The organism is Microbacterium sp. LMI12-1-1.1 (assembly GCF_040676455.1).
GTDB lineage: Bacteria > Actinomycetota > Actinomycetes > Actinomycetales > Microbacteriaceae > Microbacterium.
Genome location: NZ_JBEGIA010000017.1, coordinates 1 through 22,838, shown reverse-complemented (window position 1 = coordinate 22,838; position 22,838 = coordinate 1). Strand labels below are relative to the sequence as shown.

Below are 22,838 nucleotides of genomic sequence, written 5' to 3'. Positions count from 1 at the left end.
GACCTCAATAGGCCAGCACCAGGATCTGCTCGCGGGTGTACTCCAAGTGCGGGTGCGCTGAACGCAGATGCTGCTGAACGGCCTCGACGAGGGCATCCTCGTCGACGCCGTCGAGAAGCTCGCCGCAGGGGCACTGGAGACTGATGGTGCGCGATGTCATGCCCCAACGCTAACCCGGGACCCCGCCGCGGGCCGGGCGAGAACGTCGCGCTGATCATGCGCCCCATGCATGAGAACAGGGAAGATCGTGTGCTTGTCACGCTCGCCGTTACTGCGCATGCTGGCAATGACTGAAGAATCACGCGATTCGATCAGTGCATGGCCGTCGACTTCGGCGCCAGTCGGACGTCTTCGCGGACACACAAAGGAGTAGTCATGTCCCTCACTGTTGAGCGGCTCAGTGGCATCGAGCGCACGCGCTTCTTCATCGACGGCAAGTGGGTACAGCCGCGGGGCGGCGTGCTGCGCGAGCAGACCGAGGCCGCCACCGGCGACGTGATCGGCGTGGCCGCTCTCGGGTCGGAGAGCGACATCGACGCGGCGGTTCGCGCTGCGCGCCGGGCCTTCGACGACGGTCCTTGGGGCCGGTCCTCTGCCGGCGACCGGGCTGGGGCTCTTCGCAGATTCGCCGACGCGCTCGAGGCGCGTGCCGGCGACACATCGACGCTCGTCACGCGCGAGAACGGGATGCCGATCCAGTTCTCCCAGCAGGTCAACGGTGGATTGCCGGCCGTGATGATGCGCATTTACGCGGACGTCATCGAGGGCGTCACCCTGGAGAGCGCTCAGGCGAGCATGGTGGGCTCCACGATCGTGCGCCGTGAGCCGCTCGGCGTCGTCGCTGCCATCGTGCCCTGGAATTTCCCCCAGGCGCTGGCGGCATTCAAGATCGCGCCTGCTCTGGCGGCAGGCAACACGGTCGTCCTCAAGCCCTCGCCCGAGACCTCGCTCGATGCGTACGTCTTCGCTGAGGCGGCTCTGGAGGCCGGGATCCCGGATGGAATCATCAACGTCGTCGTCGGTGATCGCGACGCCGGAGCTGCCCTCGTGGCGCACCCCTTGGTCGACAAGATCGCCTTCACCGGCTCCACGGCCGCGGGTCGCCAGATCGGCGCGGAAGCGGGTCGCCTCATCCGCCCGGTGACTCTTGAGCTCGGCGGCAAGTCGCCCGGAATCTTCCTCGAGGATGGCGATCTGGGCACGCTGCTGGAGGGACTCGACGGTGCGTCCTTCCTGAACAACAGCCAGACCTGCACGACGCAGTCCCGCCTACTCGTGGCGCGCTCGCGGTACGACGAGGTGCTGGATGCGCTCGCCGACTACGCCAAGACTCACTTCACGATCGGAGACCCGCTCGACCCATCGGTGACTCTGGGGCCGATGGCCTCCGCTGCGCAGCTGGAACGCGTCCTGGGCTACATCGAAGGGGCGAAGAACTCCCGTGCACGCTTGATTGCCGGAGGAGGTCGGCCGCACGGTCTGCAGAAGGGCTACTTCGTCGAGCCGACGGTCTTCGCCGACGTCGACAACAACGACCGGCTGGCCCGAGAGGAGGTCTTCGGTCCGGTCATCGCCGTCATGCCGTTCGACGACGAGGACGAGGCGGTGCGGGTCGCCAATGACACCGACTACGGCCTAGCCGCCGTGGTGTGGAGCGTGGACGAGGAACGTGCGCTGCGCCTCGCGCGTCGCATCCGTTCGGGCACGGTGGGCCTGAACTACTACCTCCTCGACATCGGCGCGCCCTACGGCGGTTACAAGCAGTCCGGACTGGGCCGAGAGCTCGGCGGACCGATCGGACTCGACGGGTACCTCCAGTACAAGTCCATCTACGCCTCCGCTGCCCAGCTCGAGAACTGACGAGGATCCCACATGACCACTTCCGCCCAGGTCGTCGCGGCCTACTTCGCCGGCGTGATGGCCGGTGACGCCACCGCGGTCGCCGACCTGTTCACCGACGACGCGACACTCCACAACGCCGCGGGCACACTGAGCGGTAACGACGCCATCCGCCGCATGTACGAACAGGGCCTCGCCGGGGCGAGGATGACACCGTCGCCCGGTCCGCTTGTCATCGATGGTGACACCGTGGCCGTCGAGATCGACCTGGAAGTCGACGGTGCGGCGGTGAGGCTCGGAGACTTCTTCACCATCCGCTCCGGCAGGATCCAGCGGCTCTCCATCTACAGCCTCACACCCAGCGGCGGACGCCTGCTCGAAAAGGTCGGCGTCGACCCTCAGGACCACAACCCAGGAGATTCATGAAGATCGCAGTGTTCGGCCCGGCACGCAGAGTCGGCCTCGTGGTGGACGACTCGGTCGTGGACATCAACGCCGCGTACGCCAGGCTGCTCGCCGACACGACCAGCCACACCCGCCCGCAGGCACAAGCGGATGCCGCCGTACCCGCAGACCTCAACGCATTCATCGCGGAGGGCCGCGCAGCACTGGACGGTGCGCAGACGGCGGTCGTCCACCTCGCCGATCTGGGACCGAACGCCGAGGCCATCGACGGCGGACCGCTCCGATTCGCCCTCTCCGACATCACGTTGCATGCCCCGATAGAGGGTGCTTCCCGCATCTTCGCGGCACTGGCCAACTTCGCCGACCACATGCAGGCCGCGGCAGCGAACGCGAGCGCGGAGGATTCGCAGGCGACCTTGGCGAGACTCCTGGCAGGAGGGCCGAAGTACTTCGCCAAGGACCATCGCTCCGCATCCGCCGACGGAGATCTGCTGTACTACCCGAGCCGCACCGAGCGTCTGGACTACGAGGCCGAGGTGGCCGTCGTGATCGGGCGGCGCGGCAAGAACATCCCGGTCGAAGAGGCGACATCGTACATTTACGGCTACACGCTGCTGAACGACTGGTCGATCCGCGACAACGTCCAGCTGGGACCCAATTTCCTCTACTGGAAGAACTTCGACGGCGCCGCAACGCTAGGTCCATGGATCGTCGTGGATGAGATCGATGACCCTCAGAACATTCCACTCGAAAGCCGCGTCAACGGCGAGGTCCGCCAGAGCGGCAACACCAGCTCGATGGTGCACGACTTCTCTTCGCTCATCTCGTATCTCTCGACCGATCAGACCATTTGGCCCGGCGACCTGATCGCCAGCGGCACCCCTCGTGGGACCGCGGTGGATTCGAGTCGCCAAAACGCAGACGGCAGCTTTCCCGCAGAGCTGTTCGTGGGCCCGGGCGATGTCGTGGAGATCTCTTCTGCGCCCATCGGCCACCTGCGCAACGAAATCGCACCAACGAAGGAGTGAGGACAACGAGCATGACAATCGCAGACGCAAAGTACGACGTGGGGGGCGTGGTCTACGATCGCCCATTCAAGATCCGCCGGATGAATCACTTCGGGATCAGCGTGGACGACACCGGCGAAGCTGTGAAGTTCTACCGCGATGTCCTCGGGTTCGTGGTGTCGGACACGCTCGACACGGCGAAGCACGACCCGGGCCCGTGGCTGGACGGGGTGCCGGACACCAACATCTACTTCACCCGTCACAACAGCGATCACCACACCTTCGTCATCATGCCGCGCCCGTGGGCCGATCATGCGGAGAAGCCCCCACGGGAAGACATCACGATCAACCAGATCACGTGGCAGGCGGGCAGCCTGCGCGAAGTCGTCGAGGCACGCAAGTGGCTCGATAGCCTCGGTCAGAAGATCGATCGATACGGGCGTGACCCCGGGTCGAACTGGCACACCTACTTCCCGGATCCGACCGGCCACTGCAACGAGCTCGAGTACGGGATCGAGCAGGTCGGCTGGGACGGGCTCAGCAAGCCGGAGGCAATGTGGCCGTGGGCGCAGGGCCACCCCGACCTCCCCTACAAGGCCGAGGTCACGGAGATCGCCGATGCGGTGGCGGACGGCGTCGACATCACGTCCGGCTACCGCTGGGAGGACGACCTGCCCAAGAGCTACGACGTCGGCGGAGTACTGCTCGCGAGACCCTTCAAGCCCGTGCGGATCGGACCGGCGAGCCTGTTCGTCGAGGACTTCCCGGCTGCTGAAGAGTTTTACACGCGTCGACTCGGCCTGACGATCAGCGAGGAGGTCGAGGTCCTCGGTCACCGGGTGATCTTCCTGCGCGCGAACACCGAGCACCACAGTCTGACCCTGCTCCCGCTCGAGCTTCGCAGCAAGCTGGGCGTCCGTGAAGACAGCACCCTCCTCTCGTTCGGGGTTCAGGTCGGCTCATACGCGCAGCTGCGGGCGGCCAAGGCCTTCCTCGAGGAGAAGGGGTTCTCCTTCATCGATCTGCCTCAGGAGCTGTACACGGGGATCGATTACGCGCTGCATGTCGTCTCCCCTGACGGCAACGTCATCCAGCTCTACTACTACATGGAGCAGGTGGGCTGGGACGGCCGCACCCGACCGGTAGACCAGCGGCGGCGGGTCGAGCCCGGCGTCTGGCCGGAGAATATCGAGTCTCAGTCCGACACGTACGGTGGAGAGACCTTCTGGGGTCCGCTCGGTTGATTTCGCTTCGACGACCGTCGCCAACGACGCTCGCTCGGCAACTTCGGAGGTCACATGGATGCCGGACTCCTGGTGCTGAGGGCGCTGCTGGCGGCGGTCCTGTTTGTACACGCGACGCAGAAGCTCTGCGGCTGGTTCGGGGGTCCCGGACGCGCCAAGTCCTCAGAGATGTTCGCCGACCTGGGCCACCGCCCGGCGGCGCTGATGGTGTTGCTCGCCGGTAGTGCGGAGCTCACCGCCGCCTTCCTGCTGATCTCGGGTCTGCTCTCCCCGCTGGCCGCGGCAGTGACAATCGTCGTTATGCTCGTGGCGGGACTGTCCCTGACGCAGTTCAAGGGACGGCTGTGGAATTCGGTCGGCGGAGGCGAGTATCCGCTCGTGCTGGCAGGCACGGGTGCCGTCGTCGCGCTGACTGGTCCGGGCGCCTGGTCGCTGGATGCCATCCTGGACGCGGCGTGGTACGCGCCCACCGGCTCCTCAGTGTTCGTGTTCGCTGGGCCTGGAGCCATCCTCGGCGCCGCCGCCGCGGCATCCGTCCCCGTCCTGCGTGCCCGACGGCAGCTGAAAGACAGGGTGTGAATTCGGCGTCTGCCACAGACGTGCACAGAAATGGGCCCTCAATGCGCGTGCATTGAGGGCCTTCTGCCTGTCACTGCCCGATGTCGCCGATGAGGTCGTGACGCATCGAGCCGAACCGGCGTGCGGCTCCCGCGGAGCCGCCATGCCTCCTCAGGGCCGCTCTACAGGACCCGTCGCGAGATCCGTCAAGAAGTGAAGGAAGCGCAGGCCGGCTTGACCGCTGGGACCGAACGGCCGGGCGATCGCCCCATAGTCGCGGAAGGCGGCGGCGTCGGCTATGCGCACGGTGGCGAGCGTCTGTTCGCCTCCGCGTGACGCGGGGAGTAGGCCGAGCCCCATCCCCGCGCTCACCAGTGCGCGGAGGGTCGACAGCTCGGTGACCTCAACCTCAACTCTCGGGAGGATTCCGGCATCCCGGAAGATACGGTCGGCGACCTGCCGCACACCATAGCCGGGGCGAAGGGCAACGAGTGGCTCCGCACCCAACTCGAGGACGGAGATGCTCTCGCGACCGGTGAACCGGTGCCCGGGCGGCAGCGCTACACACAGGTCTTCGCGTCCAAGCGGAATCCAGACCAGATCGTCTGCCGCCGGTCGAGGCGCGACGAAGCCGATGTCGAGCCGACCGCTGCGCACATCGTCGACGACCGAATCTGCGGCGGCACCGTGCAGCTCAAAGGACGTCGAGGGGGCGAGGCTGCGGTATCGGGTGAGAAGGTCCGGAACGAGCCAGCTGCCGAACGAGTGAAGGAACCCCAGCGAGATGACGCCCCGGTCGGGATCGACGAGCGTGCCGATGCGCTCCTCAGCCTGGGCGATCTCGTTCATCGCGCGGACGACGTGGGCCAGGAAGATCTCGCCGTACTTGTTCAGCCGGAGGCGATTCTGGTGGCGGTCGAAGAGTCGGACGCCCATCGTCCGCTCGATTCGAGCCAGCGCGCGGGAGAGAGTGGGCTGACTGATGTGCAGCCGTGCGGCCGCGACGGTCACGTGTTCCGTCTCGGCGAGGGCGATGAACCAGTCGAGTTCACGAAGTTCCATGTGCCTCCTCCGTGGTCGCCCAACTGGTCCGTCGGCGAAGCCGAGGAGGCGACGACGCTGCCGCCGCCCCCTCGGTGTTCACTTCGAGAGCGTGAACGGTCCGTCCGAGATCGTGGACAGGCCGCCGTCCACAGCGGCGTCCGGGTGGACGATGAAGGCCTCGTTGGTCGGAGACTCGCCCACGTTGCTGTAGTCGAAGGTGACCTTGTGGCCATCGAAGTCAGTGGGACCGAGCTCGAAACGCTGAGCTGCCACCCCTTCAGGCGTCAGGTCTCCGGCGGCGCAGGCTGCTTCGAGGATGCTGCTCATGAGCGTTGCGCTGAGGTAACCCTGAACCGCGTTCGCCGTCACCGGCGCCTCCTCTTCGGCGCTCAGTGTCGCATAAAGCTCGGCGCCCGGGCCGGCCTCGAACGTCGCGATGTACGAGCTGAGAGTCATGTGCTCGGTCAGGTAGCCGGCCGCGGGCGTGTCCAGCAGCGCCGGCACGAAGCTCGAATAGACCCCGGCGATGGGAATGTCCGAACCCGCGCTCTGCAGCACGGTCGCGATCGATGCGGTTTGGCCCGGTGCGACGCCGGCCACGATGACTTGCGCACCGTTCGCAATCGCATCCGTGACGGCCGCCGTCATGTCGGTGTCGGTCGGCTTGATCTGGTACGACAACGCAGTCAATCCGTGCTCGTCCGCGAATTCGTCGGCTCCCTCGTTCGCCTGCTCGCCGAAGTCGGTCTCCTGATGGATCGTGGCGAACGTGTCGCCCTTCTGGAGGGTGCCGCTGTCCAGCAGCCACGACAGGCTGATCTGGGCGTCCGTCCCGATGAAGGCCGCCGGGATCAGGATGAGCGGACTGTCGATGAGCTGTTTGGTCGCAGAGTTGGCGAGCATGAGGCGCCCGTCGGCTTCGAGGTCGGGGAGGATCGCACCGATCTGCGCCGCTCCGGAATAGTCCTGGTACGCGAGCACATCCTGCCCGATCTCCTGATACATCGCAGCGGACTGCTGGGCGTTGGACGCGTGATCGCGAACGACCAGCTCGACCTGGTAAGTGCCGCAGACTCCGCCGTCACCGTTCTGCTGATCCCAGAAGGTCTGGATGCCGTCGAGCGCAGCCGTCGCCAATGGTGAGAACGGCCCGCTGTAGTCCGAGACGACACCGAGGCTGATCGTGTCGCCGACGATGCCAGCGCCGGTCTTCACGGCGTCAGGCTCGCTGCTCGTGGTGGCCGTCGCGCCTTTGGCGCTGCATGCGGTCAGGGCGAGAAGGGCGATGCCTGTGATCGCCAGGGTGCGGATGAGGGGCTGTGATGTGTGCATGTCATTCACTTTCTTGTCGGGCCAGGTGGTCGGTGCGCCGACGTCGGAGCACCGCCGTGAGTGATCCCCACACGCCCGCGAAACCTCGCGGCCAGAAGAGGAGGACGGCGATGATCGCCGCGCCGTAGACGTACCTCGAGAGCTGCGCTGTGCTGACGTCCGCCGATTCGAGGAAGGTCATTCCCGCCAACGCCGGCTGCAGCAGCACAGGCAGACACACCACGAACGCCGTGCCCGCCACCGCGCCGCCGATCGATCCCATGCCGCCGATCACGATGATGGCCAGGGTGCGCAGTGCGAGCTCGACGTTGAAGGACGACGGGGCGATGCTGCCGATCGAGAGAGCGAAGAGCACTCCGCTCAGACCTGCGTACATCGAGGAGAGGCAGAACAGTCGCGCACGGTATGCCGTCACGTGGACTCCTCCAGCAGACGCCGACAGTTCACCAGCGGCGATGAGCTTCAGTGCTCGGCCAGGACGAGACCGCATGACGTTGAGCGAGAAGGCGACCACGGCGGCGACGCAGGCGACCCCCAGGTACCACAGCCATTCCTGACGTCCGAAGGGGACCCCCAACACCATCACAGGGTCGGCAGAACGACCGAAGACGATGCCGAAGAGTTCGAAGTCCGGCGTGCGGCGCCCCTGGTAGCCGCCGCTGAGCGGGACGGCGTTGTTGAAGATGTGCTCGGCGAGGATCACCAGGCCGAAACTCGCCATCGCGAGGTAGATGCCCTTCAGGCGCGCGGCGATCGGTGAGAAGAGGAGACCAGCGGCACCCGAGGCGAGCACTGCGGCGATGATTGCCAGTGCGGGCGGCCACCCCATTCCTGCGTATCCGGACTCCGGATCGGATGCGCTGGCCAGGGTGACGTACGTCAGCGCGCCGATCGCCATGAAGAACGGCATGCCGAGTGAAAGCTGCCCGGTACCGGCCAGCATCGACAGCCCGATCGTGCCGACCGCCAGAGCGCAGACGGTGAAGCCGAGCTGGAGCCAGAATGCAGGCAGATACAGAGGGAGCGCAACGACGACGAGCGCGCCGACGGCGATGGCCGCGCCGAGCGCCACCTTGCGGCGCTTGGCCCGTCGATTCGGAGCGCTTGTGCTCGTTGAGGCCGGGCTCACTTCCAGAAGGTCAGACACGGACCGCTTCCCTTCTTCCGAACAGACCCTGGGGCCGCGCCACCAGGACGACGAACATCACCATGAAGGCCGCCGCATCGCTCAGGCCGAGGCCGAGGAAGGAAAGAGCATCCTGGTAGGTGATCGTGACGGCCTGGATCATCCCGACGATCAGCCCTCCGACGAGTGCTCCCGCGACGGAGTCGATGCCGCCGATGAGAGCAGCTGCGAAGGCGCTCAGCACGATGACCGGGAGCGCGGGCGTGAGGCCCGGGGCCGGCGCACCGGTCAGGAGGATGCCGGCCAACGCAGCCAGGCCGCCGGCGGTGGCCCAGGTGACCATGGTGATCTTGCTGAGCTTGAGCCCGACGAGTTCCGCGGTTTCGCGATCTTCGGCCGCCGCGCGCATCGCCACCCCCCAGTTCGAGAACCGGAACGCCAGGATGAACCCCGAGACGACCACGACTGTGACGCCGATGGTGATGATGCGATTCCACGGCACGACGGCACCGAGGATGACGACCGAATCCGTTCCCCACGGTTGCCCGAGCTGCAGGATGTCGATTCCGATGCTGCCGGTCAGCCAGGTCTGCAGAATGACTTCCACACCGACCGTCATGACGGCGAGAGAGAGCACCGGCGCATTGCGAATCCGGTTGATCAGAACGCGATCGACGAGAAGAGTGAATAAGGCGGCGGCGGCGATGCCCACGAGGGCGGCGGTGTAGAACCCGATGTACCCTGACAGTCGCGCCGCAACGTATGCACCGAGAACGGCGATGCTGCCGTGCGCGAGGTTGAGTACCTGCGACCCCTTGTGCAGAATCACGATGCCCAGCGCGACGAGTGCGTAGGTGCATCCGAGCGAAAGGCCCATGATGAGGGTGGGGACCACGTTCACTGAGGTACCTCCGCGGTGCCGCCGAGGTAGGCGCCGATGACTTCTGGGTCTGCCTGAATCTGGGAGGGAGTGCCCTCGGCGATCACGCGACCGAAGTTGAGGACTGTGATCCGATGCGACAGTCCCATCACCATCTCCATGTCGTGCTCCACCAGCAGAACCGTCATTCCGAGCGAGTCGACCACCGAGCGGATGAGCCGGGCGATCTCACCCTTCTCGCTCGCATTCATGCCGGCCGCGGGCTCGTCCAGCAGGAGCATGCGCGGCTCAGTTGCCAAAGCCCGGGCCAGGTCGACTCGCTTCTGGTGCCCGTACGACAGCTCGGCCACAGGTGAGTCGAGCCAGGGCGTCAGACCGACGAACTCGGCGATCTCGGCGACCCGCTTGCGATGAGCGCGCTCCTGACGGCGCGCTTCGGGCAGCCCCAGTCCGTTCGCGAGCATCCCCGTCGTCATCAGCAAGTGCCTGCCGAACATGATGTTCTCGGCGACGCTCTCCTGGCTGGCGAGCCCGACGTTCTGGAACGACCTTCCGATCCCGCGTCGTGCGATCTGATCGGGCCGCATCCCGATGAGGCTTTCGCCGTTCCACGACACCGTGCCGGATGCCGCGCGATACAGGCCTGACAGCACGTTCAGAAGCGATGACTTGCCGGCGCCGTTGGGTCCGATGATGGAGTGGATCGATCCTGCGGACACGGCGAAAGAGACCTCCGAGAGCGCTTGGACGGCACCGAAGCGTACGACCAACCCACTGACCTCGAGCAGCGGATCCGTCATGATGGTCCGTTCCCCGACCACGGCTGAAGAGTGGTGGCGAACGCGACCGACCCGGCAGAGACCTCGCCACCCGAATGGCCGAGGTAGAGATGGCGAATCGTGTCGGTCTCGGTCAGTTCGCCGGATGCTCCCGACAGCGACACTCGTCCTAACTCCAACACATACGCAGAAGAGGCCACCGACAGCGCCATGGCCGCGTTCTGCTCGATCAGAAGCACCGAGGTGCCTTCGGCGTTGATCTGCCTGATCACATCGGCGACCTGGCCCACGATGATGGGCGCGAGTCCCAGCGAAGGCTCGTCGAGCATCAGCAGCTTCGGACCGGCCATCATCGCACGTCCGATCGCGAGCATCTGCTGCTCCCCGCCCGACAGCAGAAGACCCTGCTGATGCCGTCGCTCCGCCAGCCGGGGAAAGATGCCGTACACGCGCTCGCGGGCCGCGGCGGCAGCCTTGCGACCGCGACGCATCCCGCCGACGCGCAGGTTCTCTTCGACACTCAGGCGCCCGAGAATGCGACGGCCCTCCGGGACCTGCACGAGTCCTCGGGCGACGACTTCCGACATCGACGTGCGCGCGAGGTCGATGCCGTCGAAGCGCACGCGTCCGTCAGTCAGCCGTGCCCCGTGTCGGCTCAGGTTGCGGGAGATCGCACGCAGCACTGTCGTCTTGCCTGCGCCGTTTGCGCCGAGCAGGGCGACGCACGAGCCCTCGGGTACCGTCAGCGAGACCCCGTGCAGCGCCGTCAGGACGCCGCCGTAGGTCACGGACACATCTTCCATTTCGAGCACTGACCGAATCTCCCTTGATCGTCGGCGGCGTGAGCCATCGCCAGTATTCGCGACCTTGCGGTCAGTTGTACAAGAGCGAAATTGCGTCCACATCATGCGCCGTAGGTATAAGGCGTCTGGCAGACGCGAGGATCTCAGTCATATTCACTGAGCGTATGAATGGTGCGCGTAGTACGTATTTGATGTATTGCAACCTTCACGGCGAAACTGATACCTGAGAGGGCCGCGATGCCGCCCGCGCAAAGGAGCGTTACGCATGACCGATGCCATTTCCGACCGTCCTGTCGCCGTAATCACGGGCGCTGCACACGGACTGGGGGCTCAGATCGCCGAGCGCCTCTCGGCCGATGGGTTCTCAGTCGCGCTCCTGGACGTGCAGGAAGAGGGCCTCGCGGCCGTCGCCGAGCGGCTGTCGCACCTGCATCCCGAAGCGGAAGCCCGGACGCACGCGCTTGATCTGTCCGACGAAGCGAGAGTCGCGGAGGTGTTCACTGAGATCGAGGCAAGATGGCGTCGGGTGGACGCGCTCGTGAACACCGCCGGCGGCAGTGGCACTGTTCCGGTGCGTGATATCGAGGAACTATCGCTCGACGCGTGGACCACCGTCCTGCGCAACAACATCACGAGCGCATTCCTCTGCGCTCGGCACGCCGTGCCGATCATGCGTCGCCGGAATTTCGGCCGGATCGTGAACTTCTCATCCGGCATCTCGCAGGGAATCGCAGGACCGACGGGGACGGTGGGCGCGAGGCTCGCCTACGCGACGTCCAAGGGCGCCGTCAACAGCTTCACCAAGCAGCTCGCGAAGGACCTGGCTCTGAGCGGCATCACGGTAAACGCTCTCTCGCCGGGCCTGATCGTTCCGCAAGAGGGTCGCATCCGGACGATGTTCTCGTCGCTCAGCTCCGAATCGCAGGCGGCGATTCGCGACTCCATACCGATGGGTCGACCGGGCACCGGTGAGGAGGTCGCCGCCGCAGTCGCCTATCTCGTCTCGCCGCAAGCCGGATTCACATCCGGTGCCATCCTTAGCGTCGACGGCGCGGCCGCGTGATGAGCGCGGGCAGCCGACACGGCGACACGTCGGTGGAGACCGGCATGATTGAGCATCCGCTGATACTGCTCCCTGCGCTCGGATCGGACGAGCGACTGTGGCAGCCGCTCGTCGAGCGCGTTGACGGCCTCGTCGAGTGCCGCGTTCTGCGCGGCGAGGGAGAAACGATCGCTGCGATGGCGGCATCCGTGCTCGAGCGGGCCCCCGACCGGTTCTACCTCGCGGGAAACTCGATGGGCGGATACGTCTCTCTGGAGATCGCCCTGAATCACCCCGAGCGCGTTCTCGGACTGGCGCTGCTGAACACCTCCGCGATCGCGGCGCCGCCGGATCGCCGCGCCAACTCCCTCGCCGCGATCGACGCAGTCGCATCGGGCCAGTTCGAGGCGGTAGCTGCTCGTATCAGCGCGGCTGTCGCACCCGATCGTCCGGAAATCGCAGCTCTCGCCGCGAGGATGGCCATCGACCTCGGCCCGGATGTCTTCGTCATCCAGCAGCGCGCGGTCGCGGATCGCGGCGATCGCCGCGCCGAATTGGCAAATCTTGGCATCCCCGTGCTCGTCGTAGCTGGAAGCGCCGACGCCATCACGCCGCCTCGGCTCAGCGAAGAGATGGCAGCGCTCATTCCTGAGGCCCGGCTGCGCGTTCTCGATGGCATCGGACACCTGTCGCCGGTCGAAGCGCCTGCGATGGTCGCCTCCGCACTCCTGAGCTGGCTGCTGGGCATCAGTGGCAGGGGGGATGCGCGATGATCTCTTTCGACCATGTCACTCTCGGGCAGCGGGTCCTGTTCGGTGCGGGCGCCGCTGCCGACAACACCGCGCTAGCGGTGTCCACGCTCGGCGCTCAGCGGATCCTGCTCATTTCCGACGCATTCGCCGTTGAGATCGCCGATGCGATCAGTGCTCTCGTGAACGTCGTCGACCGGATCGACGAGGTGGTTCAGCACGTGCCGGTCGCTAACGCCCGTGCGGCCGTCGCACGCGCGAAAGCTTCGCGTGCCGATGCTGTCGTCGCGATCGGCGGCGGTTCAGCCACCGGTCTGGCCAAGATCGTAGCCCGAGATACAGGGCTTCCCATCGTCGCTGTTCCGACGACGTTCGCCGGGTCTGAGGCAACCAACGTGTGGGGGCTCACAGAAGCGGATCGCAAGACCACCGGGATTGACGACGGAGTCCTGCCCAAAATCATCGTGTACGACGCCTCACTGATGGCCGACCTGCCCGCACGTCTGGCGGTCACGAGCGGCCTCAACGCGGTCGCGCACGCGATCGACGGGTTCTGGGCACCTCGTGCGGACCCGATCAATGCCGCGCTCGCGTCAGAAGGACTGCGTATCCTGGTGCCAGGCCTTCGGTCCGTGCACGCTGATGCTCATGACCTCCCCGCACGTGAGCAATGTTTATACGGCGCCTATCTCGCCGCCGTCGCCTTCGCCTCCGCCGGCTCGGGGATGCACCACAAGATCTGCCATGCACTCGGCGGAACCTTCGGGCTTCCGCACGCGGAGACGCACGCGGTCGTCATCGGCTACGTGACGGAGTACAACGTTCCCTTCGCACCTCATGCTGCACGACGGCTCCAGGACGTCCTCGGCTCTGCCGCGTCGCCGGCCGCTGCTGTCGCTTCCCTGGCGCGGGAACTCGGTGCCCCGCGATCGCTGCGGGAAATCGGCTTCGAGCGGCTGGCGATCCCGGAGGCAGCCGGAATCATCCTGCCCAGCATCCCTGCGACGAATCCTCGACCGGTGACGCAGGAGAGCCTGGAATCGCTGCTGCATGCCGCGTGGGCAGGCGAACCGGTCCGGTGAGCGGAGAGAAATCATGACAGACGACATCACCCCCGAGCAGGTGGAGCGGGAGCAGCAACTTACCCAAACCGTCCTCCGTTCGTTCGACCAGGCAGCGGATCCGCGTCTGCGAGAGATCCTGCAGTCCTTGACCGCCCATCTGCATGCATTCATCCGCGACACTCGACTGACCGAGGAGGAGTGGAACGCGGGGATCGCATTTCTAACGGATGTCGGACACACGACGACCGACTGGAGACAGGAATTCGTTCTCCTCTCGGACGTGTTGGGCGCGTCGATGCAGGTCATTGGTGTCAATAACGCCGCCTACGGCGACGCCACCGAGGCGACGGTGTTCGGACCGTTCTTCGTCGATGACGCGCCCGTGATCGATCATGGCGGCGACATGGCCTTCGGAGCGGCCGGTGAACCGTGCTGGGTCTCCGGATCGGTGACCGATATCAGCGGGCGGCCGCTTCCGGGTGCTCGGATCGAGGTCTGGGAAGCCGACGACGAAGGTCTCTACGACGTCCAGTACGACGATGGGCGAACGGCGGCAAGAGCACACCTCTTCGCTGACGAGGCCGGCCAGTACCGGTTCTGGGGTCTCACGCCGACCCCGTATCCGATTCCCGATGACGGCCCGGTGGGCCGCATGCTCCGTGCCGTCGGAAGGTCCCCGATGCGTGCGTCTCACTTGCACTTCATGGTGACCGCCCCCGGGTACCGCCGCCTGGTGACCCACATCTTCGTCCGTGGAGACGAGATCGGCTGGAAAGACAGCGTCTTCGGGGTGAAGGAGTCCTTGATCAAGGACTTTCTTCGCCACGACAGCGGCGACGTAACGCCAGACGGGCGGGACGTGGGACAGCGTGGGTGGAGCGAGGTGCGCTTCGACATCGTTATGGCGCCGTCGGACCCGCACCACGTGAGGTAAAGTCCGTCGGCATGCGCGAGTGGTAATTTCTGCGGTTCTTGATCCCCTGAGCGCGTTCAATAGCATCCAAAGTCCTCCGTACGCTGGCTGTAGACCGCGACATTCCGGAGAGGAGCACTCATGGATGCGGACCAACTGGCCATCTCCTTGTCCGACACCGGCTCGCAGTCCCCGGCCCGGGCGGTGTTCTTCGTCTCTGACAGCACGGGAATCACTGCAGAGACGCTCGGCAGCGCGCTTCTTGCGAACTTTCCCGGAATGCCGTTCCACCGCCATACGATCCCGTTCGTCGACACGCGGGAAGGCGCGCAAGCCGTCGCCCGGGACGTCCTACGTGTCAGCGAGACGGGGGTGCAGCCAGTCATCTTCACGACCGTGAAGTCGGCGGACATCCTTGCTGAGCTGCACGTTCCGGGCGCTGTCGTGGTCGACCTCCTGGGAGGACACCTGACCGAGCTCGAGGTCGCGCTAGGAATCACACGGTCCGAACAACTCGGCCAGTTCCACGGCGTGGGCGACATCGAGCGGTATTTCGCACGGATGCGCGCGGTCGAGTACGCGATCGAGCACGACGATGGCCAGAGCGGCCGCGCGCTTGACATCGCCGACGTGATCATCATCGCGCCGTCTCGCTGCGGCAAGACGCCGACGACGATGTACCTCGCATTGCAGTACGGGCTGCTGGTCGCCAACTACCCGCTGACCGATGACGACTTTCCCACCGACGACCTGCCCCGGACGGTCAATAGATATGCGTCGAAGTGCTTTGGCCTCACCACGACGCCGCTGCGGCTGAGTCGGGTGCGACACGAGCGACGCCCGAACTCGGTGTACTCCAGCCTCGCGCAGTGCACCCTCGAACTGCGTCGCGCTGAGGACCTCTACCGGCGCAACCGTGTGCCGTTCCTCAACTCCTCCACTAAGTCGGTCGAGGAGATGTCCGCCGTGATCATGCAATCGATGCGGCTGCGCAGTTGACGTCTCCCTCTTCCGTTCAGTACCCCGAGATCACAGATCAGGAGTCTTCATGACGAACATCCTTTGGTACAGCCAGGTCGGTATGGCGGATATCGCGCAGGTCGGCGGCAAGAACGCATCGCTGGGTGAGATGGTTTCGAATCTGTCAGGGGCGGGGGTGCGCGTGCCGGGCGGCTTTGCAACGACTGCGGACGCGTACCGGGAGTTTCTCGCTGCCAACGGCTTGTATGACCGGATCCGCAAGACTGTCGAAGCGCTGGACGTCGCGGACGTGGGCGAGCTGGCGCGGGTCGGTGCGAACGTGCGGGACTGGATCCTGGCGCAGCCTTTTTCGCCTGCGTTCGAGAAGTCGATCCGCGGGGCATACACCCGCCTGGTCGCCGGCGACCCACAGCCGGAGTTCGTATCGTGGGCTGTGCGGTCGAGCGCGACTGCCGAGGACCTCCCGGATGCGTCGTTCGCCGGCCAGCAGGAGACTTTCCTCAACATCAGCGGCATCGAGAACATCCTGCTCGCCATCCGCAACGTATTCGCGTCCCTTTACAACGACCGCGCGATCGCCTACCGGGTGCACCACGGCTTCGACCATCATGATGTGGCGCTGTCGGCGGGTGTGCAGCGGATGGTGCGGGCGGATGTCGGGGCCTCTGGGGTGCTGTTCACCGTCGACACCGAGTCTGGGTTCGACCAAGCGGTGTTCATCACCAGTTCTTACGGGCTCGGGGAGGCGGTCGTGCAGGGCGCAGTAAACCCAGACGAATTCTACGTCTACAAACCGGCCCTTCAGGCGGGCCGGCCGGCGATCCTGAAGCGATCGGTGGGGGAGAAGGCCATCAAGATGGTCTACGCACACGGCCGCCACGTCGGTGGCAGCACCCTCTTCACGGATGTCGCCGCACCGGATCGGGCCCGGTTCAGCATCACGGATGCCGAGGTGGAGGAGCTGGCGCGGCAAGCGCTGATCATTGAGGAGCACTACGGCCGGCCGATGGACATCGAGTGGGGCAAGGACGGGGTCGACGGCGAGATCTACATCCTGCAGGCCCGCCCCGAAACAGTGGTGTCCCGCGTCGACGGCAACGTGATGCGCCGGTTCGTGCTCGAAGGTACTAGCGCCATCGCCGCCGAAGGTCGTGCCATCGGTCAGAAGATCGGGGCCGGCGCGGTCCGCGTGATGCCCTCCATCGCGCAGATGGACCAGTTCCAGGCGGGCGATGTGCTCGTGGCCGACATGACCGATCCGGATTGGGAGCCGATCATGAAGCTCGCCTCCGCAATCGTCACCAACCGCGGCGGCCGGACCTGCCACGCCGCGATCATCGCCCGCGAGCTCGGCATCCCCGCCGTGGTCGGCACCGGCGATGGCACACGGGTGCTCAGCGACGGGCAAGAGGTCACGGTGTCGTGTGCCGAGGGCGACACCGGGTTCGTGTACCAGGGCATCCTCAAATTCGAGGAGCTCGTCACCCAACTCGATGCGATGCCCAAGAGTCCGGTGAAGATCATGCTCAACATCGGCACCCCCGACCAGGCGTTCTCGTTCTCCAAGCTCCCCAACCGGGGAGTCGGGCTGGCGCGACTGGAGTTCGTGATCAACCGTCAGATTGGAATCCACCCCCGCGCCCTGCTCGAGTTCGACACGCTCGCGCCGCCACTGCGCGCAGAGATCGCCGAACGGATTAGCGCGTACGCTTCTCCGCGGGAGTACTTCGTCAAACGCGTCGCCGAAGGCGTGTCCATGCTCGGGGCTGCGTTCTCCCCGGAACCGGTGATTGTGCGACTGTCGGACTTCAAGTCCAACGAGTACGCGAACCTGCTCGGCGGCGATCTGTACGAGCCGCACGAGGAGAACCCCATGATCGGATACCGCGGCGCCTCCCGATACATCTCCGACGAGTTCCGTGCCTGCTTCGATATGGAGTGCGAGGCCCTGAAGTTCGTCCGGGACGAGATGGGGCTGACCAACATCGCTATCATGGTGCCGTTCGTACGCACCCTCGGCGAGGCTGCCGCCGTCATCGACCTGCTCGCCGAGAACGGACTGCGACGCGGTGAGAACGGCCTACGCGTGATCATGATGTGCGAACTGCCCTCCAACGCCGTGCTCGCCGATGAGTTCCTCGAGTACTTCGACGGCTTCTCCATCGGCTCCAACGACATGACCCAGCTCACCCTCGGCCTTGACCGCGACTCGGCGCTCGTCGCCGCAACCTTCGACGAACGCGACCCCGCCGTACTGAAGATGCTGTCGATGGCCATCGAGTCGTGCGCACGCGCCGGCAAGTACGTCGGCATCTGCGGCCAGGGTCCCAGCGACCACCCTGACCTGGCCGACTGGCTCGTCGAACAAGGCATCGAATCCATGTCACTGAACCCAGACACCGTCGTGGAGACGTGGTTGAGACTTGCGAAGCGAGAGTCGGTCCTGTCACCGGTTTAGCGACATCCACGTCCGTTGAGAGGCGCGTTCATTTCGCTCGGACCGTCGCTCGGAAATCCGTCGAGTCAAACTCACGACAATTGACCTCCCTCAATTAAGTCCCGATGCACGCGGGTCAGCGCTGCTCGATGAAGGGTGGCGTGAGGACGTGCCCACCAATGTGAACCGAGCCCCTACGTCCGCGGAACCGTGCGGACATCCGCCGAGAAGTCGCCGCCCACGAATCAGAAGGTATTGAGTTTGAGTACCTGCTGGACGTGCACGTCCGGTCGCGCTGCGCGGCGGACGCCGTCGTCGCTCGGAAAACGCTAAGTCGGCCCTCTCTCTTCGGCCCGACGACTGGCGCATACCAACGTTGATGCCTGCACGACGGGACGTTGCTAGATCAGACCGTCCCGATCGTCGGAACGTGAACTTTCGTGACTTGTCGGTTTCTGATGCTCCTATGGTGTCAAGTCGGTTAGTTGACACCATAGGAGCATCAAGATCTGAGAAAGGCAGGCGCCGCCGCTCGTGGTGAGGTGAGGATTACGAGGCCGAGCAAGCCAACCGGCGGGAATGGCGAGCATCGCCTGATTGATGGCCAACTCCTTCGATGCCGCTGGATTTCGGGGCGACCACACCGTCGCACGCGACGAGCCAGTTACTCCGATTCCCATTCAACCTGCGCGCGCCAATGGGAAGCATCCGTCGTGGCGTGACGTCAATACGTCGTGCGTGGACGTATCGTATCGGACAACGCAGCTAACAAGAGGAGGCGACTGTGGCAATCCGTAGCGAGCAGAGCAGGCAGGCGATCCTCCGGACGACGATGAAGCTGCTAAATGATCGCGAACCGGATTCGGTCTCGATTCAGCAACTGTCTATCGAACGCATCGCCCGCGAAGCGGGGGTCAGCAAGACGACGATCTACCGGTGGTGGCCGAACAAGACCGCGGTCATCATTGACACCTTCTTAGAGAACCACATTCTCGCCACGCCAGTGCGCCAGGATCTGCCGGCGCTGGACGCCCTTCGCCAACATTTACTCTCGCTTGCAGCCGTCTATCAGGGGCTTGAGGGGCGGCTCATGGCGCAGCTGATTGCGGAGTGTCAGTATGATGCGTCCGCTCTGGAGGAATTCAAGAAGCATTTTTGGCTTCCACGACGGGAGGCGGTAAGTGGTCTCATCGCGAGGTCGATCGAAGAGGGAACGATCCGAGACGATCAGCCGGTTGACGTCATCGCCGAACGGATCTACGCCACCATCTATTTCCGGCTTCTCTTCCAGGAGGGGTCCCTCGACGAGAAAGCAGTGTCGGCAGCCTTCGAACTCGCCTTGGAGGGTATCGCCGTCCGCTGACGTCGTCCGCCAGAACGTCAGAGGCGCGTCCACCCCATACTGAATGGCTCGAGCATCGCCGGCCGGGTCAGAGGAGTACTGGTCGAGCGAGACGCTGTTGCCCGTGCGTGACCGGGGCGGAGATCGCGGCGACCGGCTGAGAACAGGCACCCGATCGAGTCGTGCCGGGCTGTGGGCAATCATCCGGAGCTCTTCCGTTGGTAGCCTGGTGCCTCGGCCGTCGCGAGCAACCTGCCGAACGCGTACATGTGCGGCTTGACGTGGCCGGACAACTGGTCCGCGGCAGCTACGTCATCGAGGTCCGTGGCGAACTTGTTGGGACCTGCGGTGCCGCGCAGGCTGGTGGGTGAAAACCCGTACTTCTGTACGAATCATGGCATTTGCGCCGCCGTCGAAGCGGCGGGCGAAGTTCAGCATGCGCGTCATGCCAGCGGGGTCCGGCGCGACCATCCGCATCGTCGCGCCGTCCAGCTCGGGACCGGGTCGGGTTGGTGACGAACGAAATCTGGTCACGAGCACCACCCGTGGTGCAGGCGTGCTCAGTGACGCTGACATTCTGCAGGCTGTCGAGAAGCCGTCGAGCTGCATCTGGGAAGACAGTCGGCGGGCCGCGATTTGGCGGACTGGGATGAAGCGGATCTCGAGGTCCTCGCTGCCGAAGGATGTGACGCTCAGGCGCATTCCAGGCGCAATCACATCTTATGCCTTGGGAAGGCTAGGCAGATCTTTGTCGGTCATCGCGAGCGAGAAGTCGTCCGCGACGGCCGACTGCGGTCAGGGCTGCGGAGGACGTGGCCGTCATCCCCACGGAACTTTTAACAAGAGAGGGTTGGAGCCTCGATTACATCCATTCGTTCTCCCAGCTCTCCGGGGGCTGCGGGCCCCACATGTTCATGTGGTACCAGGGCTGGTGGCCGTCGGCAACGGGCTGGTAGTCGTATCCGACCTTTTCCATCGTGCTGGCCAGTTCGAGCCGGTTTCCGAAAGGGTCACGGATGTAGAAAGAGAGCAGATTGCCCTCGTGATGGCGCACGGGCCCGTACTCGGCGGGGCGCTTCAGCACGGTGAGGTGATCGAGCAGCGCCCAGAAGTCGATCTCGTCGACTTCAAGCGCGACGTGGTGGGTACCCTCCTTGCCGGTGAGGATCGCGACTTGGTGGTGCAGGTCGTTCGCACGCATGAACTGCATGAAGTAGCCCTGACCATCGGGCGAGGGGACGAACATGCTAGACCGGAAGCCGATGATACTCAGGAAATCGGTCAGGCCTTTCACGTCGGGCGTACGCAGTTGAAGGTGGCTTGTGCGAACGTCGGCCGATCCCAGACGGTATTCGCCGTCGACGGGAGCAGCGGGCGCATCATCGGTTGCCAGGACGATCTCGATATCGTGCCCGGCCGGAGTGGTGATGCGCAGTGCGTCGTCGGCTCCCGGCCGGGCGACGAACTTCCTCTGCTGGACAGCGACTCCGTCAGCGTCAAGACGCGCGCCTAGTGCCTGAAACACCTCGGGCGTGCGGGCGCGGAAGCTCACGTATTCGAGGCCGTGACCGGTCTCGGTGAGGGCGAGGACCACGCGTCCGGTGACGGGGCTGGCGAGGAACGCGCGTCCCGCTGCGCGTTCCTTTACGACGAGCCCGAGGAGCGAGCGGTACCAGGCGACCGCCGTGCTGAGATCGGGAACGCGGATGGTGGTGTGGTCGGTCCCCGCGAGGGGGCCCTTCCACTGGACGGTTTCGGCGGTGTCGGCTACCGGGTGGTCGATGCGAGGCATGTACCAGCTCCTTATCGTGAGGTGGAGGGATCGGAAAGCGGTGTGCCCAAGGGTGCGACCGCTAGAGTCTTCGGCGACAACGGAGTGACTCTGTTGGCCGAAGCCGGTGATGGCGAGCGTGGCGGTGTCGCCCTCGATGAGCCGGCGGCCGCCGTGAACGGGCCCGTTGCCGGGAGACGATCACCGTCCATCATGAGCAGGTCTCCCGGCAGTACGCGGAGCCCTTCGGAGGCGTAAACCAGGTACTGCTCGGGGGTGAAGATATGTCGTCCGTGGGCCAGTCCCGCATGCGTTCCATCCACGACGACGGTCCTCTGCAGAGCATTCCGTCGGGGAAGGACTGGCGGCGCACGACGAACGGTCCCGCCTGGTGGAATGTGGGCTACTGCTCCGCGATCCAGTCCGCGTTCCACCTGATGTCGCTTCGGCTGACTAGATCGCCGGTGTGAATGTCCTGGCCTACGGTGTACCCGGCGATACACTAGCCGGCTTCGTCGGGTGCCATGTACCGCGGTCGCCCCACGCGCTATGACTATCGTGAGCTCGGCCTCGCCGTCGTGCTGGACGCCTACGGCGAGCAACTCGATGTCGTCGCAGGGACCGACGAGCCCACCGTGGCCGGACAACCAGGTGAAGTGCAATCCCATTCCGCTTCTGCTCGACGCCTGCAAGATCGCGTCCGAAGAGTTCCTCATCGCTCTCGCCGGGCAGTCGAGCCTTCTGGGACTCGCAGTCGTTGTGGGTGTAAAGCTCGGCAGAGTGCGGCCGGTGGTTCGAGCCCGCGCAGGACACCTGTCGTTTCCCCATCGGCGACAGCACGCTGTAATCGGTCCATTCGCGGTGTGTCGAGGCTGATTTCCGTTGGCGCGTGACGAGGTCGTCGAATGCGCGCTGCTAGTCGGCGTAGATCGCTTCCGTGCTGGGGTCGCTCGTAGAGAGGCCGGCCAAGGAGCCGTGCGGTCGGACGAGCGCGCTGAAGTCGAACGTGCCCTCCGCGAGACACGTCGACGCACCAAAGTCATCCGCCTCATCTCCGGTCGATAGGTGGCTCGCGGATCGGGGAATGCGTTCATCCACACCTGTCCGATGCCGCCCAGATGATCCCGGTGGTTCACCTGAAGGATCGCCAAGTTCTCGACGAGGTGTGCGCCCTAATGGAGGTGTGCGCCTTAATGAGGGGCTTCAGCATTGGGACCTCCTCATCGAGATGGATGCTTCTTCGCGCTCAGGACGATGCTAGTCCTCAACGGTACGATTCGTCCAGTTTCGGATCTCTATGTGACGACTGGGCGTCCGTGGACGCGATCTTTCCATGACGTCAGGCAATAAGTGCGGTCAGTGGATTTGCGCTGTTGCAGGCTCCGGAGTACCCGGTGTCGGCGACGTTCGAGAACCCGGCCAAAACGACGCTTGAAAACTAGGCCACCCAGACCAGATTGGGTGGGTGATCTCCTTGGAAGATTGGGCGTTGATCAGGCGGCTGGTCGCGGACGGGGTTCCG

20 protein-coding genes are annotated in these 22,838 nt (G+C 65.0%); 12 read left to right on the top strand and 8 right to left on the bottom strand.

What is annotated here, in order from left to right:
- Window positions 1-4: 4 nt before the first annotated feature.
- Complete coding sequence (locus MRBLMI12_RS21780) at window positions 5-160, bottom strand: hypothetical protein (protein ID WP_363358274.1); 156 nt, start codon at window positions 158-160, stop codon at window positions 5-7.
- A 215-nt stretch (window positions 161-375) separates the two neighbouring features.
- Here MRBLMI12_RS21780 and MRBLMI12_RS21775 point away from each other — a divergent pair, with 215 nt between their 5' ends.
- From MRBLMI12_RS21775 to MRBLMI12_RS21755, 5 genes are read left to right on the top strand one after another with little or no spacing between them, the layout of a single operon-like run.
- On the top strand, window positions 376-1,860 hold the full coding sequence (locus MRBLMI12_RS21775) for an aldehyde dehydrogenase (protein WP_363358273.1): 1,485 nt from the start codon (window positions 376-378) through the stop codon (window positions 1,858-1,860).
- Window positions 1,861-1,872: 12 nt separating this feature from the next.
- The gene (locus MRBLMI12_RS21770) at window positions 1,873-2,265 is read left to right on the top strand and encodes a nuclear transport factor 2 family protein (protein ID WP_363358272.1); all 393 of its coding nucleotides are present in this window, start codon (window positions 1,873-1,875) and stop codon (window positions 2,263-2,265) included.
- Window positions 2,262-3,272, top strand: a complete 1,011-nt coding sequence (locus tag MRBLMI12_RS21765) for a fumarylacetoacetate hydrolase family protein (protein ID WP_363358271.1) — start codon at window positions 2,262-2,264, stop codon at window positions 3,270-3,272. Before MRBLMI12_RS21770 ends, MRBLMI12_RS21765 begins: the two co-directional genes overlap by 4 nt.
- An 11-nt stretch (window positions 3,273-3,283) precedes the next feature.
- Entirely contained in the window at window positions 3,284-4,495 is a 1,212-nt protein-coding gene (locus MRBLMI12_RS21760) for a VOC family protein (protein ID WP_363358270.1), read from the top strand.
- A gap of 54 nt (window positions 4,496-4,549) precedes the next feature.
- Window positions 4,550-5,074: a DoxX family protein gene (locus tag MRBLMI12_RS21755; protein WP_363358269.1), complete on the top strand. Its 525-nt coding sequence runs from the start codon at window positions 4,550-4,552 to the stop codon at window positions 5,072-5,074.
- A gap of 150 nt (window positions 5,075-5,224) precedes the next feature.
- Here MRBLMI12_RS21755 and MRBLMI12_RS21750 read toward each other — a convergent pair whose 3' ends face one another.
- From MRBLMI12_RS21750 to MRBLMI12_RS21725, 6 genes are all read right to left on the bottom strand, one after another.
- The gene (locus MRBLMI12_RS21750) at window positions 5,225-6,115 is read right to left on the bottom strand and encodes a LysR family transcriptional regulator (protein ID WP_363358268.1); all 891 of its coding nucleotides are present in this window, start codon (window positions 6,113-6,115) and stop codon (window positions 5,225-5,227) included.
- 78 nt (window positions 6,116-6,193) lie between these two features.
- The gene (locus tag MRBLMI12_RS21745) at window positions 6,194-7,429 is read right to left on the bottom strand and encodes an ABC transporter substrate-binding protein (protein ID WP_363358267.1); all 1,236 of its coding nucleotides are present in this window, start codon (window positions 7,427-7,429) and stop codon (window positions 6,194-6,196) included.
- 1 nt (window position 7,430) lies between these two features.
- Window positions 7,431-8,576: a branched-chain amino acid ABC transporter permease gene (locus tag MRBLMI12_RS21740; RefSeq protein WP_363358266.1), complete on the bottom strand. Its 1,146-nt coding sequence runs from the start codon at window positions 8,574-8,576 to the stop codon at window positions 7,431-7,433.
- On the bottom strand, window positions 8,569-9,456 hold the full coding sequence (locus tag MRBLMI12_RS21735) for a branched-chain amino acid ABC transporter permease (protein ID WP_363358265.1): 888 nt from the start codon (window positions 9,454-9,456) through the stop codon (window positions 8,569-8,571). Before MRBLMI12_RS21735 ends, MRBLMI12_RS21740 begins: the two co-directional genes overlap by 8 nt.
- Complete coding sequence (locus tag MRBLMI12_RS21730) at window positions 9,453-10,235, bottom strand: ABC transporter ATP-binding protein (RefSeq protein ID WP_363358264.1); 783 nt, start codon at window positions 10,233-10,235, stop codon at window positions 9,453-9,455. Before MRBLMI12_RS21730 ends, MRBLMI12_RS21735 begins: the two co-directional genes overlap by 4 nt.
- Window positions 10,232-11,026, bottom strand: coding sequence for an ABC transporter ATP-binding protein (locus MRBLMI12_RS21725; RefSeq protein ID WP_363358333.1), 795 nt, complete (start codon window positions 11,024-11,026; stop codon window positions 10,232-10,234). The genes MRBLMI12_RS21730 and MRBLMI12_RS21725 overlap by 4 nt, the downstream gene beginning before the upstream one ends.
- Before the next feature lie 256 nt (window positions 11,027-11,282).
- Between MRBLMI12_RS21725 and MRBLMI12_RS21720 the strand changes: the two genes are divergently transcribed.
- From MRBLMI12_RS21720 to MRBLMI12_RS21690, 7 genes are all read left to right on the top strand, one after another.
- Window positions 11,283-12,080, top strand: a complete 798-nt coding sequence (locus MRBLMI12_RS21720) for an SDR family NAD(P)-dependent oxidoreductase (RefSeq protein ID WP_363358263.1) — start codon at window positions 11,283-11,285, stop codon at window positions 12,078-12,080.
- Window positions 12,080-12,832, top strand: coding sequence for an alpha/beta fold hydrolase (locus tag MRBLMI12_RS21715; protein ID WP_363358262.1), 753 nt, complete (start codon window positions 12,080-12,082; stop codon window positions 12,830-12,832). Before MRBLMI12_RS21720 ends, MRBLMI12_RS21715 begins: the two co-directional genes overlap by 1 nt.
- Window positions 12,829-13,890 carry a maleylacetate reductase gene (locus tag MRBLMI12_RS21710; protein WP_363358261.1) on the top strand — a complete coding sequence of 354 codons (1,062 nt, stop codon included), beginning with the start codon at window positions 12,829-12,831 and terminating at the stop codon, window positions 13,888-13,890. The genes MRBLMI12_RS21715 and MRBLMI12_RS21710 overlap by 4 nt, the downstream gene beginning before the upstream one ends.
- A 13-nt stretch (window positions 13,891-13,903) precedes the next feature.
- The gene (locus MRBLMI12_RS21705; protein ID WP_363358260.1) at window positions 13,904-14,806 is read left to right on the top strand and encodes a dioxygenase; all 903 of its coding nucleotides are present in this window, start codon (window positions 13,904-13,906) and stop codon (window positions 14,804-14,806) included.
- Between the two features lie 120 nt (window positions 14,807-14,926).
- A complete protein-coding gene (locus MRBLMI12_RS21700; RefSeq protein ID WP_363358259.1) occupies window positions 14,927-15,784 on the top strand; it encodes a pyruvate, water dikinase regulatory protein in 858 nt (285 codons plus the stop codon).
- 49 nt (window positions 15,785-15,833) lie between these two features.
- Window positions 15,834-18,224: a phosphoenolpyruvate synthase gene (gene ppsA, locus MRBLMI12_RS21695; protein ID WP_363358258.1), complete on the top strand. Its 2,391-nt coding sequence runs from the start codon at window positions 15,834-15,836 to the stop codon at window positions 18,222-18,224.
- A gap of 763 nt (window positions 18,225-18,987) precedes the next feature.
- The gene (locus tag MRBLMI12_RS21690; RefSeq protein ID WP_363358257.1) at window positions 18,988-19,566 is read left to right on the top strand and encodes a TetR/AcrR family transcriptional regulator; all 579 of its coding nucleotides are present in this window, start codon (window positions 18,988-18,990) and stop codon (window positions 19,564-19,566) included.
- Between the two features lie 841 nt (window positions 19,567-20,407).
- Here MRBLMI12_RS21690 and MRBLMI12_RS21685 read toward each other — a convergent pair.
- Window positions 20,408-21,337, bottom strand: coding sequence for a VOC family protein (locus MRBLMI12_RS21685; RefSeq protein WP_363358256.1), 930 nt, complete (start codon window positions 21,335-21,337; stop codon window positions 20,408-20,410).
- Between the last annotated feature and the right edge of the window lie 1,501 nt (window positions 21,338-22,838).